This is a genomic window from Legionella drozanskii LLAP-1 (genome assembly GCF_001467585.1).
GTDB lineage: Bacteria > Pseudomonadota > Gammaproteobacteria > Legionellales > Legionellaceae > Tatlockia > Tatlockia drozanskii.
In genome coordinates, this window is record NZ_LNXY01000020.1 from 271,276 (window position 1) to 283,854 (window position 12,579).

Sequence of the window (12,579 nt, forward strand, 5' to 3'; positions counted from 1 at the left end):
GGTGTAGGAATCTCATTCAATGAATTTTCTATAGTTTTCAATCTTACCTTCTATAAATTACGAATTATGAAACAGAATATTGTCCTATTAATTGTCTCGTTTGCTATGTTCATGGAAGCTGTGGATACCACTATTATTAACACAGCTATTCCGGTTATGGCTGTAAGTCTTGATGTAAATCCTATCGATCTTAAATTGGCACTGATTAGCTATCTTTTAAGCTTAGCGATTTTTATTCCTATCAGTGGTTGGATAGCTGATAAGTTTGGTATCAAAAAAATGTTTATGATCGCTGTTATAATTTTTACTTTAAGCTCAGTGTGGTGTGGATTTACACAAAATTTGGGGGAACTTATTCTAGCCCGAATCATACAAGGTTTAGGGGGTTCATTAACCTTACCTATTGGTCGATTAATTATTTTACGCACCTGCAAACGACATGAATTAGTGAGCAAAATGAGTATTGTAGTCATGGTCGCCTCGTTAGGTATGATGCTTGGACCCTTGCTCGGTGGTGTGATTACCCATTATTTTTCCTGGCGTTGGATATTTTGGGTTAATGCGCCGGCAGGTATTTTAACGTTATTACTCTCCATCAAGCTATTGCCTTTTATGCCTTCTTACAAAGTGCCTCCACTTGATAAAATAGGATTTGTTCTCTTTGGTAGCGGGCTTGCAACCTTAACCCTAAGTTTATCCTTGTTTAGCGAAACGCATATTTCGATTACTCAATCGCTTTGTATCTTTTTGGGCGCCATATTACTTCTTCTTGGTTATAGCTGGCATTCCCATAAAAAAGAGAATCCGATTGTTAAAATTGAATTATTAGCGATAAGAACGTTTCGGATTTCTGTTGTAGGTAATTTATTAGTGCGGATGAGTTTCGGCGGCATTCCTTTTCTATTACCTTTGTTATTACAAATTGGCTTACATTTTTCTCCTCAATTATCCGGAGCACTGCTCGCTCCTGTTGCCTTAGGTGTTTTCATCGTTAAACCTTTTTCTATGGCAATCCTACGTCGTCTTGGCTATCGAAAGTTACTTATTTTCAATACCATTTTAATAAGTTTTTCTCTGTGGTCTTTCTCTAGTATTAATGAGGAATCATCGATTTATGAAATTGGCTTTTTGACTTTTATGTATGGTTTTTTGGTCGCATTACAATACACCGGCATGAATTCGCTTGCTTATGCGAATGTCAATGATAATGATATGAGCGCAGCAGCGAGCATTATGGCGACTATTCAGCAATTAGCCCAAAGTTTTGGTGTGGCTATTTCAGCAATTATGCTAAGTTTTTTCTCCTATGAATTTTCAGAGCATCAACAGTTGACGACTAAGATTTTTCACCAAACTTTTATTACTTTGGGGATATTAACTATCTTGATTGGATTAATTTTTACGCGCTTAAAAACGGAGGATGGGCAGGAAATGATCGGGGTTCCTAATAATTCCTAATTCTAAGAATATTCTACAAGAAAGTAGTTTCTTCACTGGCTTGTTTAGTACCTAAAGTTGTGAAAATTTCTAATAAATTTTAGGGTTGCCTATTAAGTAATTTGGATTTTGTTTCGCAAGAATTTGTGCTGAATTAAAGCCCCAAGTTACAGCAATAGAGCCTATGTTTGCGGCTTTTGCCGCATCAATATCTCAAGTTTCAAATTGATCAGCTAAAAGATTAAATTTTTTAAGAAGAGCTTGAAAGCTAGCAATCAAGGTTCCATCAAAGTCAAAAATCAAATGCATAATAAGGCTATCTTTTTGAAAATCTAATCTTTTAAACAAATATCAAACTAATTGGGTGTCTCAGAAAGTTGCTGCTTGGTGCAGATTGTACGTCCAGTTGAGGTACTGTTCAAATAGGTCCAAACGGTGGTAATACTGCCATCGGTCTTAATTTCGCTCACTGAAACACCTGTTTCTTCTGCTTTTTTAGGATTAACAAAACCCGTGGATAAACGTTGTGTGTTCGCGTCGTAAATGCCTGTTCCACTGTAAGAGTTTCCATCACTACAGCTGGCTGTTGATGCATAGGTGTCGCCTGTTTTTTTGACATTCATCTGACATTTAAAAGGAGCATTGCTACCAATTTCATTACCGTGGCAGTCGTAGTTTCCTTCAAAATTTACAGAAGATGCTGCTGCAAAACAATGCGAGCTAAGTAATGCCGCAGTAGCTAAAAAATATTTTCTCATTTTTCATCCTTATAAAATAAAATTAAAAATGAGTGTAAATTTAAATAAAATTATTTTCTAGATTTATCGTGAATATTTTCTTGCATATTAAAAACTACTTAGCTGCTAGGATATTTTCCGAGTAACCTAAAATAGAGTTCTCTGAAATGATTAGAATAAGGAAGTATTTCATTTTCTTCTAGAATAACTACATCTGCAGCCAAAATATCTTGATAAGATCTTGGGTCATCTCGATTAATAGGGATATCAATTTTTTTTCCATTTTGAGAAATTTGGTAGTGATTGAGTATTAAATAATAATAATGATCCAATTGGCTAAAATAGTTCGATTCAGTAAATAATTGTTTAAAGAAGTGCGTAAAACTACCGCCAATAACGGCGAGTTTTAGCGGTACTGGATTTTCATTTACTTTGAAAGAAACGAAGGGAACAGTATAGCGTTTGGGTGGAAAAAGTAATTTGCAAAGATGTAGTAAGTCTTTATCAACTCCAAGGGGTCTAGTGGTGACAGTATAAGAGTAAGAAAGGGGTGGTAATTGCGTTTGTGTTTGTTGAGAGATGAGGTCTAAAATTCTTTGCGCAACTAAGCTCGCGCCCAACATGGTCCAATGAGTACCGCCTCGGGGGAAAAGCAAATAGCCATAGGATTTATCTTTCTGGGCAAGCATAAATTGACTGGCATCAAAATAGGTGACATGGACCTTCTTTAATGCATCAAGCTTTAAAAAATAATCAGGCCGAGTATCCTTAATGATTTTGGCATAGCTATCAGGTAAATATTCAGGATAAAAACTGGCTTTAGAAGGAGTAATTAGATAAATAAATTTTTGTCCCCGTTTTTCAAAAAAATCAGCTAATTCTTTCAAGTCAGCAGCCCATAAGTCAAATTGCCGTTGTGTGTAAGGTATTTTGCTGAGGTTAACATACTGATTGATATAAATTTTTTCATAAAGATAACCTTTTTTGCCGATAACAATATTCGAATCGAACATCAAAGATTTTGAGAAAAGACTGTAATAAAACTGATTATTTAAGTTAGTGAACATAGACTTCAATGGATTATGATTGTTAAACCAAGTTTCATATTCCTTTTGTAAGCTACCGTTTAATACTTTTTCGACAGACACAAGAGGTGGGTTTTGTATTTTTGGAGTGGAGGAAAATTGGTTAACGATCTGCTTTATTATAAATAAATTAATGGGCAATACTAAGATAATAATCATCAAAAAAAATGGAATAATAGGCTGATGTGTTTTTAAAAAATTCTTAATGTTGACAGTCCGATTAGCGGGAACTTCTTCTGCAAGCTCGATGCTCATAATTAAAACCTAAAGTAAAGAAAGGATTTGAATGTTGCAGCCACTACTCTCGAGACTGCAAAGAAAGAAAGTGCAGAGATCATCCAATGTTCAATTAAGCGATGATTTTTTAGAGAATTCCATGATCTAATAGTATCCATGCTAGGTATGAAGCTAATCATGATAGCTGCAATGATAGCAACCCAAATATCATAGGTGATATAAATAAAACTACTTTCTCGAGAAGGATGGAAAAGAGCAGCAAAAAAATTGAGTAATTCAGTCACCGAATTAGTGCGAAAAATAACCCATCCAAACATAACGAACACCAAAGTAAAGATCACGTTGACATAGCGAGGTAAAAAATTGCTAATACGCAACCAACCTAATTTATCTATCACCAAAAAGAATCCGTTATAAGCTCCCCAAATCACAAAGTTCCAGTTAGCTCCATGCCATAATCCTGAAATTAAAAAGCAAATCCAAAGATTAGAATAAGTACGGAAAATGCCATAACGATTCCCCCCTAAAGGGTAGTATAGATATTCTCGTATCCAAGTTGAAAGCGAGATATGCCATCGTCGCCAAAAATCAGTAAAACTGGTGGCAAGATAGGGCATATTGAAATTTTCAAGCAATTTAAAACCAAACATTCTAGCTAAGCCAATGGCCATGTCTGAATAGGCGGAAAAATCCAAATAAATTTGTAAGCTAAAACAGAGAAGACCGAGCCAGGCATGATAAAAACCTAGTTGATCAGGAGGAAGGGAAAAGATTTTATCGGCTAATTCTGCAACGGTATCTGCAACGAGCACTTTCTTGACTAAACCTAAAAGAAAACGTTTAAAGCCGTGGATAAAATTATCTAGAGTTTGGTAATGATTTTTTAATTGTGCGGCAATATCATGGTATTTGACAATCGGACCCGCCAATAGTTTGGGGAAGAAAAATATATAAAGAAGGTAGTTTTTCAGTGAACTTGCTGGTTTAGATATTCCTCGATATACGTCTACAAGGTAGGTAATTTTTTCAAAAACGATAAATGAAATCCCAATGGGTAGGGCAATCTTTAGGATCGGTACAGGCTGTAAGTTCAGATAGGAAAAAAATACATTGGTTGAGCCAATAAAAAAATCGAGATATTTATAATAAAACAACATAAAAACGTTTAATAATATCCCTATATTCAAAAAGATGAGTGCTTTTGTTTTTCTTTCTGCACGAAAAATTTGATTACATAGGTAATAGTCACAGCAGGTTGATAAAACCGCTATAAAGAAGAAGCGCGGCTCCCCCCAAAAATAAAATAGAAAGCTTGCGATTAACAAAACTGTATTTTTTGCTTTTAACGGTGCCATAAAAAACAGGAAAAAAACCAGAGGAATAAAAATGAATAAGAAGAATGGACTCGAAAAAAGCATAATGGATAGGTTTTAAAAAGTGAAACTCGATTTTAAATAATGATTGGGGATAGTGCAATCTTCTGCTTGGATTTGGGCAAAAAGGTTTCAATTGTTAGAGATCGTGCGAGCTGATGTAGCACTTGCCTTGAGGATATTCTCTACCTGTGAGAACCTCTGACGGCTATTTAAGATTTTTTAGCATCTATAATTAGTTTAATAACTAATAGGGATTTTAATAATGGACAAATATTTAATAGAAACAAAGCAATTAGGCATAAGAGCAGTGCAAAAGGAAGATATCACATTTTTAGAAGAGTTGGATAATGATCCTGTGGTAAAAGAATATTTTCCTGAAGGAACCTTAAGTCGCGGGGAAATAAAAGGCTTCATTTTAGAATGTATTGAAAATTGTGAGATAAAAAGCCTACCTTGTTTTGTTATTTTTAGACTCAAAGATGATGAATTTGTCGGGGAAGCTTATTTCGATCAGCTTGATTCGGGTGAAATTAAAGTGGGTTATCTTTTTCATAGAAAATTTTGGGATAAAGGCTATGCGACAGAAGTATTAAAAGGATTATTAGCTTGGGCAAAAAATAATATCAATGCGGAATATATTATAGCCTATGCTGATAAAGATCATAAGGCTTCATTTCGTGTGATGGAGAAATGTGGAATGAAATACTATAAAGAAGATTATTTTTTAGACATGGAATGCAAGTTCTATAAGATAAAAAATCGATAAATCTAGTGATTTTTTAAATCTAAACAGAAAAGATTAATTAAATTTTTGATGACCTTTTCACAAATAATAAGTTGCTCGTTTGCAATAAATTCATTCGGTTGATGAGCCTGATCAATATGTCCTGGACCACAGACTACAGTCGGAATGTTGGCGTCCTGATAGATTCCCGCTTCGGTTGAATAAGAAACTTTTAAGCGGTCTTTTACACCAGTAATGGAGCGCACTAGTCTAATTAGTGGGGTATCTTCTAGAGCAACGAAACCTGAGGCATCTGAAATTTCTTCGAGATAGATAGCTGCTTCCGAATAATTCTTTTTCATCTCAGGAAGCAATTCTTTGTTAATATAATTTTCAATTTGGCTACGAAAATTTTCGAGAGGGAATTGAGGTAAATAACGAATTTCAAGAATAAATTCACAGGTACCAGGGATCACATTATAAGCGATACCGCCGCTAACAATATTGGTGGAAACTGTAGTAAATGGATAATCGAAATCATAATCAAAAGGTCCATTTTCTTTTAGATAATTAGCAAACTTATGAATATAGCAAATTAAGCGGCTTGCGTATTCGATAGCATTACAACCTTTGGCTGCAATCGATGAATGTGCTGACCAGCCTTGTATTTGGCAATGATAAACTCGCCTTGCTTTTTCGCCAATAATGGGGCGCATATTGGATGGTTCGCCTACAATACAACCCTCCGGTTTTATGCCTAATTTTTTGATGTAATCTAATAAAAAATCTACGCCAATGCAGCCAATTTCTTCATCGTAGGTAAAAGCGAAATGAATCGGTTTTAAAAGTGTCAATTTTTTCAGTTTAGGGATTAGGGCTAGAATCACGGCAATAAACCCTTTCATATCGCAGGCACCGCGACCATAAATTTTGCCATTTTTTTCTGTGGCGACAAAGGGATTAGTGTCCCACATTTGTCCTGCAACGGGCACAACATCAGTATGACCAGCAAAAACTAGCCCCCCGGTGATTTGATCATCTTTTGTGGGTATTGATGCAAATAAATTTGCTTTTGATCCATCAGGGCTGGGAATAATATGAAATTGTACATCATGAAGTTTAAGCCAGGACGCAATAGTCTCGATTAATTCCAGGTTGGAATTATTAGAGATAGTATCGATACTAATCAATTTTTCGAGCCATTGCTGTGTATTCATTCATTTTTCACAAAAATGTTATATTAAATAAAATTTAACCAAGCTTTATACAATTTTCCAGTTATCTCTTTATAATTAAAATTTAAAAAAATCTTAAATAGTGTTTGTTATTATTTTTTTAGTTAAAACAACTTAAATTTTTTATAAAAATTCTCTAAGTAAATTCAAAAAGTTCGCTATTATATTGTTTTTTTGTATTTGCTTTCTTTTCTTTATTGTCCTATTCGTTAAGTGGGTAACCAATAAGGAGATTTATAATGCCTAATAAAGAATGGAATCAACCAACTCGTCCAGGTCAACAAAGTCCTGGTCAGCAACGTCCTGGCCAACATGGTCAAGGCCAAGGTCAAACACAACGTCCAGGTCAACAAAAGGAAAATCCATCCCGTAAAGGGTAGTATTTAAAGGAGAAGCGATGCATGGTTCTCTAGAAAGTGGACTTATGCATCGCTAATGAGCGTAGTGGAAGTGGTAGGTTCACAATGGGCATACGACGTCAAATTAGGAGAGCAAATTATGAAAAGGATATTGGCCGCATTGGCTATACTCGCTGTATCTTCAGTTGCTTTAGCAACGAGTAGTGGAACGGGAACGGGCGGTACGGGAACGACAGGTACTACCGGAACAAGCTCCGGCAGTGGAATGGGCACAAGTACAGGCACAGGTACTGGCACTGGCTTAGGAGGAACCGATACAGGTACAACGGGTACAGGAACCACTGGCACCGGTACAGGAAGTACTACTCCTGGTACTACCACTACTCCAGGTGGCACTACTATTCCAGGTGGCACTACTATTCCAGGCGGCACTACTACTCCAGGTAGTTCTAATGGAACTTCTGGATACTGATATTAAGAAAACTTAAGTATAATCATCGAGCTTAGGGCTCGGTGATTATCCGTTTTTAAACGGTGCTATTTACTCAATTTTTTAATCATCTCATCAATATTTTCAACATCACCAGAGTAATGGTAATAAATTCTCTTATATACACAGTCTATGATGCACAGGGGTTCTTTGGGCTCTTCATCGCGCTGTTTAAAAATCCAATAAATCTCATCCGAATTCGCTGATTTAATTTCTTTCAACAAATCGACCATTTTATCTTCTTCAAATTCGGAATGACTACAGATAATTCCTTTAGAATCCCTAGAAATCTTATAAGCAAAATGTTTTTCTATCATGATATTACTCTATTGTAGGTAAAATTAATTCGCAGTTTTTTGGATATCTTGTCCTGCTTTCGAAACATCCTTGCCAAAACCCTTAACCGTGTTGCAGCCGTTCAATAGGCCGATCGTGGTTAGGAAAAGACAGAGCACAATGATTTGTTTGGCAATTTTCATGATTTTCTTATCCTTAAGTTAACGAGTATCGAATCATTCTAGCCTATATTCTTATCTTGGCGGAATATTTAGCTAGGGAATCTCCTTTTGTTTTGAATTTATCAATCATGGCTGTACATTAAAAAACTAAATCGATTTAAATAGTTATTGACTGATAAATATTTATTCTTAATAATCATTTTCATACAGCAAACAAGTGAGTTACCCCCAGGACGTTATGGAACCCATTTAATCGATTGACAAGGAGATTGTTATGTTGACTAGAGAGCAGATTAGAGAAATTATCGAAGAATGTCGTCGAATTGGGGTTAGCGGTCTGGAAAATGGGAGAAGAGCGACTATTCCGTTTATTAAAATTGATATCTTAAGGTCTAACCTCAATTTCACTGGAGCGTTAGGTAATTCCGCCATTTTTATTAATAAAAATACTTACAATATGTTGAGTCAATATCATAGCGGTTGGGTCGCCAATAAAACAATCGCGATAAAAGAGAGTCTTTTGCTAAAACCAACTATTGATATTATTGGCACAATTGTTCATGAAACGGGTCATGCCTTTAATGTGGCAGCAAAAATAGCTAACTCTGAAGGAAATGCCTATATTTTTGAAATCGAAGTGATACTCAAACTGCTGGAGTCCGGTAAGTTGCTCTCTTTTGATTGCGATCGACAAGAGGTTGAAAGGTATTTTCAATCTCGACTAACTAATTATCATATGGACACTCGCAATACTTATTTAGCAACGCTGGTGGGTCAAATTGTAGAAGAATTTGGATTACAAGATGACCGAAAAGAACAGCATGATAAAAAACTAACTTCCTCCGAAGAAACTAAAGAAAGGACTTCTCAAGCAAAGGTTCCTTCGCTACGGTTACTTTTTTTTGCTACGCCAGATAATTCCCAATGGAAAAAGGAAAATAATCTAATCTTGTCTCGTGTTGGCTATTAAAGCTCGCGAGTTTAAAAGACCAGAGAGGGTGTTTTAGAATTCCCTCCCAAAGTTTTTAGCCTGGCAAGCGAATTTTGTCATGATTTTTGCAAGCAATAATTTAAGTATGTGCTAGTTCATATGGGCTAAAATTAGAGGATATTTAGTTTTACTTATTGGAAGGAACTTGCAATGGCGACGACAAGTAATAATTCAGGAAGTAAATCGAAGGGACATATCGTTTTAACTTCTCATCCATCTGGTCATCGCTCAGTGCCATTACCGATTGAATGGGGTGCAAGGGATCCGAAAGAGCGTGGACCCATCATTGCCTCGCTCACCAATCTTAAAAATCGTAATGCGATTGGAACCCATTCAGGTTCCTACTCTGTCTATCGCGCATTGGCAGTTGCTGCCGGCGTTCTTGATCCCGAACATAAGCCTGATTTAACCGATACCACACCGCCGGTCACTATTGGTCCCTATGAGCAGTGGTTTGATCCCAGTAAAATTGTGTCGATTGATCCTTGGGGGCATAGGGTTGCCGAGGTTTTTGCAGACGAGATTGCCGCAGGTTATGACATCAGGCCTACCATTGCAGTGACCAGGGCCCACATCAATTTACCTGAGCTGCAAATTGCCATTCGTCAGGGAAGACTCAAACCAGATGGTAAAATTTTAATGCAATCTGGAGATGTTCTAGTGACCAAGGCTGCCATTGATCCCGTTTGGTATTTGCCTGGCATCGCAGAACGTTTTCAAATTTCAGAAACGGAACTAAGACGAATACTTTTTCAGCATACTGCAGGTATGTTTCCAGAGTTAGTTACTCGAAGCGATCTGAACGTTTTTCTACCTCCCATCGGAGGGTTAACCGCTTACTTCTTCGGTGATGTAACCACGATTCATGATCCCAAGATTGAATTATCTTGCCGTATTCATGATGAATGTAACGGTTCAGATGTTTTTGGTTCAGACATTTGTACTTGTCGACCCTATCTTGCTCATGGTATTGAATTATGTGTGGAATCAGCGCAACGTGGGGGAGCGGGGTTGATTGTTTATAATCGCAAAGAAGGTCGAGCTCTGGGCGAGGTGACTAAGTTTCTTGTTTATAATGCCCGTAAAAGACAAGCAGGCGGAGATACAGCTGCGAAATATTTTGAACGCACAGAGTGCGTAGCCGGTATTCAAGACATGCGTTTTCAGGAGTTGAGCACCGATGTCTTGCAATGGTTGGGTATTAAAAAAATCCATCGTTTTGTCTCGATGTCTAATATGAAGTTTGAGGCTTTATCAAATGCCGGCATTCAAGTCATCGAGCGGGTTAAAATTCCTGACGAACTGATTCCTCCCGATGCGCAAGTGGAGATGGATGCGAAGCGGGCTGCAGGTTATTATTCACCAGATAGACTCATTGATATTAATGAATTAGCCGTACCCAAAGGACGTGGGCTGAATGAATAAGGTATTGCAGTCATTACAAAATTTACAAACAATTCGCCAACAAGCGAAACGTCTTCTTCGTTTAGCACGCGAGAATAAGCTGAAGCATTTTTTATTTGTTGAAGAAAAAATACCGGCCGCGGTTGATTATGTTTTAAAAGTAATGAATGACCAATACCCAACGATGGCGATTCCCTACCATAGTCGCTGGCGTCATTTTGAAGTCGGTGGAATTGATCGCATTCAAAAAATAGGCAATCAACTAACTCAGCTAACAGCAGAAGAGCAGGGGAAAATTCTTTATGAGCTGGTCATTATCAGCGTTCTGTTAGATGCTGGTGCGGGTAAAAATTGGCATTACCAAGAATTAAGTACCGGACATAATTATAGCCGTTCTGAAGGTTTAGCTATCGCTAGTCTAGCCCTTTATCTAAGTGGCGCTTTTAGCGTACAGCCGCAGCAACCTTTTCGTGTGGATGCCGTAAGGCTGCTGGCTTTTAGTGAGGAAGAGCTGAGGAAAGGATTTCAGGTGAACGCAGAAAACCCACTCGAAGGGGTCGCAGGGCGAGTCGCTTTATTAAATCGTCTTGGCACGCTAGTCCAAAAAAAACCTCATTATTTTGGCGATGATCAACGTTTAGGAAATTTTTATTCTTATATAACGAGTCTGCAAAAAAATCATTGCATAGCCGCGGCGCAAATTTTTCAAGCGGTACTCCAGGCCTTCACTGAAATATGGCCTGAACGGCTACGTTATAACAATGTTCCCTTAGGCGACGTCTGGATTCATCCTGGGCTCAGAACGGATCTAGAGGGGTCTGAATTTGTTCCATTTCATAAATTATCCCAGTGGTTAACCTATTCTTTGATTGAGCCTTTGGAGCAATTTGGTATAAAAGTAACGGATTTAAATGACTTAACAGGATTACCAGAATATCGCAATGGTGGTTTATTGATTGATTTGGGAGTCCTACAGGCAAAAGATGAACAAATTTATTACCAGTTACAAGCAGCGGATTCGGAAATTATTGTTGAATGGCGTGCCCTAACCGTTGCTGTGCTTGATGAGTTGGCTGAGGCCATTCGTCAACGATTGCAAATGACTGCTGTTGACCTACCGCTTGCTAAAATTTTACAAGGCGGAACCTGGGAAGCAGGGCGTCGGATTGCCAAACACAAGCGCAAAGATGGTACCCCACCGATCCAGATCATTAGTGATGGGACTGTATTTTAACGAAGAATAGAGACTTGAGAATGTTAAGTCTTGGCCTATCACCGATTCAGGGCTAAACTCTAAGCTTTATCAAGGAATTAAGATGAATGAGAAACAAGTCTTTGAAATTAAACACCCGCTTGTTCAACATAAGTTAACCATTTTAAGAAAAAAAGAAACAAGCACCGTAAAATTCCGCACACTTGTACAAGAAATAAGCATGTTGTTGGCTTACGAGATTACTCGTGATCTTGAAATCAAATATGAAGAAATTGAGACGCCTTTGACTAGCATGGATGCCCCTGTTTTAAAAGGGAAAAAGCTAGTTTTCGTCTCTATTCTGCGAGCTGGCAATGGGATTTTAGATGGCATGTTGCAATTAATCCCCTCAGCGCGAGTGGGGCACATTGGTTTATATCGTGACCCCAAAACCTTAGGATCCATCGAGTACTATTCAAAACTACCTGAAAATATGGAAGATCGCGATGTGATTGTTGTCGATCCGATGTTAGCAACGGGTAACAGTGCAATTGCTGCGGTAAAAGGAGTAAAAGAAACTAATCCAAAATCAATCAAATTTCTCTGTCTTTTGGCAGCGCCCGAAGGATTGATGGCTTTTCATGAGGAACACCCCGACGTGATTGTCTATACCGCGGCGATTGATGAAAGGATTAATGAAAAAGGGTATATCATACCTGGTTTGGGTGATGCTGGAGATCGTCTTTATGGCACAAAATTACATAATTGAATTGGTGATGATGTGGTTCAGAAAAGGGTTCGAGATCTGAGTGATCCTTCAAATTCTCTCCCGCGCTAGGAGTCTGAATAATGGA

The 12,579-nt window shown here is 37.6% G+C and carries 14 protein-coding genes; 8 read left to right on the forward strand and 6 right to left on the reverse strand.

What is annotated here, in order from left to right:
- The first annotated feature begins 66 nt into the window (after positions 1-66).
- Positions 67-1,458, forward strand: a complete 1,392-nt coding sequence (locus tag Ldro_RS05620) for a DHA2 family efflux MFS transporter permease subunit (protein WP_058496072.1) — start codon at positions 67-69, stop codon at positions 1,456-1,458.
- Positions 1,459-1,793: 335 nt separating this feature from the next.
- On the opposite strand, the gene Ldro_RS05625 is transcribed toward Ldro_RS05620, so the two are convergent.
- The 3 genes from Ldro_RS05625 to Ldro_RS05635 all read right to left on the reverse strand — a co-directional run bounded on the left by Ldro_RS05625 (position 1,794) and on the right by Ldro_RS05635 (position 4,851).
- Complete coding sequence (locus Ldro_RS05625; RefSeq protein WP_058495428.1) at positions 1,794-2,195, reverse strand: hypothetical protein; 402 nt, start codon at positions 2,193-2,195, stop codon at positions 1,794-1,796.
- A gap of 98 nt (positions 2,196-2,293) precedes the next feature.
- Positions 2,294-3,514 (reverse strand): alginate O-acetyltransferase AlgX-related protein, encoded by a 1,221-nt coding sequence (locus tag Ldro_RS05630; RefSeq protein WP_058495429.1) that lies wholly within the window; start codon positions 3,512-3,514, stop codon positions 2,294-2,296.
- A gap of 2 nt (positions 3,515-3,516) precedes the next feature.
- On the reverse strand, positions 3,517-4,851 hold the full coding sequence (locus Ldro_RS05635) for an MBOAT family O-acyltransferase (protein WP_202972525.1): 1,335 nt from the start codon (positions 4,849-4,851) through the stop codon (positions 3,517-3,519).
- A 283-nt stretch (positions 4,852-5,134) separates the two neighbouring features.
- On the opposite strand from Ldro_RS05635, the gene Ldro_RS05640 reads away from it, so the two are divergent.
- Entirely contained in the window at positions 5,135-5,638 is a 504-nt protein-coding gene (locus Ldro_RS05640) for a GNAT family N-acetyltransferase (protein WP_058495431.1), read from the forward strand.
- A 2-nt stretch (positions 5,639-5,640) separates the two neighbouring features.
- Here the strand turns inward: Ldro_RS05640 and argE are convergent, their stop codons facing one another.
- The gene (gene argE / locus Ldro_RS05645; protein WP_058495432.1) at positions 5,641-6,813 is read right to left on the reverse strand and encodes an acetylornithine deacetylase; all 1,173 of its coding nucleotides are present in this window, start codon (positions 6,811-6,813) and stop codon (positions 5,641-5,643) included.
- A 257-nt stretch (positions 6,814-7,070) separates the two neighbouring features.
- Between argE and Ldro_RS16540 the strand changes: the two genes are divergently transcribed.
- Both Ldro_RS16540 and Ldro_RS05650 read left to right on the forward strand, forming a co-directional pair.
- Entirely contained in the window at positions 7,071-7,211 is a 141-nt protein-coding gene (locus Ldro_RS16540; protein WP_164480607.1) for a hypothetical protein, read from the forward strand.
- A 118-nt stretch (positions 7,212-7,329) separates the two neighbouring features.
- Entirely contained in the window at positions 7,330-7,662 is a 333-nt protein-coding gene (locus Ldro_RS05650) for a hypothetical protein (protein WP_131764341.1), read from the forward strand.
- Positions 7,663-7,727: 65 nt separating this feature from the next.
- Here the strand turns inward: Ldro_RS05650 and Ldro_RS05655 are convergent, their stop codons facing one another.
- Complete coding sequence (locus Ldro_RS05655) at positions 7,728-7,997, reverse strand: hypothetical protein (RefSeq protein WP_058495434.1); 270 nt, start codon at positions 7,995-7,997, stop codon at positions 7,728-7,730.
- Between the two features lie 24 nt (positions 7,998-8,021).
- Entirely contained in the window at positions 8,022-8,159 is a 138-nt protein-coding gene (locus Ldro_RS05660; protein WP_058495435.1) for an entericidin A/B family lipoprotein, read from the reverse strand.
- A 253-nt stretch (positions 8,160-8,412) separates the two neighbouring features.
- On the opposite strand from Ldro_RS05660, the gene Ldro_RS05665 reads away from it, so the two are divergent.
- The 4 genes from Ldro_RS05665 to upp all read left to right on the forward strand — a co-directional run bounded on the left by Ldro_RS05665 (position 8,413) and on the right by upp (position 12,494).
- Complete coding sequence (locus Ldro_RS05665; protein WP_058495436.1) at positions 8,413-9,108, forward strand: hypothetical protein; 696 nt, start codon at positions 8,413-8,415, stop codon at positions 9,106-9,108.
- Positions 9,109-9,279: 171 nt separating this feature from the next.
- On the forward strand, positions 9,280-10,554 hold the full coding sequence (locus tag Ldro_RS05670) for a GTP cyclohydrolase II (protein WP_058495437.1): 1,275 nt from the start codon (positions 9,280-9,282) through the stop codon (positions 10,552-10,554).
- Entirely contained in the window at positions 10,547-11,767 is a 1,221-nt protein-coding gene (locus tag Ldro_RS05675) for a URC4/urg3 family protein (protein ID WP_058495438.1), read from the forward strand. Before Ldro_RS05670 ends, Ldro_RS05675 begins: the two co-directional genes overlap by 8 nt.
- Before the next feature lie 82 nt (positions 11,768-11,849).
- A complete protein-coding gene (gene upp / locus Ldro_RS05680; protein WP_058495439.1) occupies positions 11,850-12,494 on the forward strand; it encodes a uracil phosphoribosyltransferase in 645 nt (214 codons plus the stop codon).
- Positions 12,495-12,579: the final 85 nt, after the last annotated feature.

Excerpts from the sequence above, each read along its gene's own strand:
- Ldro_RS05620 (WP_058496072.1), top strand. The coding sequence starts at position 67 with ATGAAACAGAATATTGTCCTATTAATTGTCTCGTTTGCTATGTTCATG.
- Ldro_RS05625 (WP_058495428.1), bottom strand. The coding sequence starts at position 2,195 with ATGAGAAAATATTTTTTAGCTACTGCGGCATTACTTAGCTCGCATTGT.
- Ldro_RS05630 (WP_058495429.1), bottom strand. The coding sequence starts at position 3,514 with ATGAGCATCGAGCTTGCAGAAGAAGTTCCCGCTAATCGGACTGTCAAC.
- Ldro_RS05635 (WP_202972525.1), bottom strand. The coding sequence starts at position 4,851 with ATGGCACCGTTAAAAGCAAAAAATACAGTTTTGTTAATCGCAAGCTTT.
- Ldro_RS05640 (WP_058495431.1), top strand. The coding sequence starts at position 5,135 with ATGGACAAATATTTAATAGAAACAAAGCAATTAGGCATAAGAGCAGTG.
- argE (WP_058495432.1), bottom strand. The coding sequence starts at position 6,813 with ATGAATACACAGCAATGGCTCGAAAAATTGATTAGTATCGATACTATC.
- Ldro_RS16540 (WP_164480607.1), top strand. The coding sequence starts at position 7,071 with ATGCCTAATAAAGAATGGAATCAACCAACTCGTCCAGGTCAACAAAGT.
- Ldro_RS05650 (WP_131764341.1), top strand. The coding sequence starts at position 7,330 with ATGAAAAGGATATTGGCCGCATTGGCTATACTCGCTGTATCTTCAGTT.
- Ldro_RS05655 (WP_058495434.1), bottom strand. The coding sequence starts at position 7,997 with ATGATAGAAAAACATTTTGCTTATAAGATTTCTAGGGATTCTAAAGGA.
- Ldro_RS05660 (WP_058495435.1), bottom strand. The coding sequence starts at position 8,159 with ATGAAAATTGCCAAACAAATCATTGTGCTCTGTCTTTTCCTAACCACG.
- Ldro_RS05665 (WP_058495436.1), top strand. The coding sequence starts at position 8,413 with ATGTTGACTAGAGAGCAGATTAGAGAAATTATCGAAGAATGTCGTCGA.
- Ldro_RS05670 (WP_058495437.1), top strand. The coding sequence starts at position 9,280 with ATGGCGACGACAAGTAATAATTCAGGAAGTAAATCGAAGGGACATATC.
- Ldro_RS05675 (WP_058495438.1), top strand. The coding sequence starts at position 10,547 with ATGAATAAGGTATTGCAGTCATTACAAAATTTACAAACAATTCGCCAA.
- upp (WP_058495439.1), top strand. The coding sequence starts at position 11,850 with ATGAATGAGAAACAAGTCTTTGAAATTAAACACCCGCTTGTTCAACAT.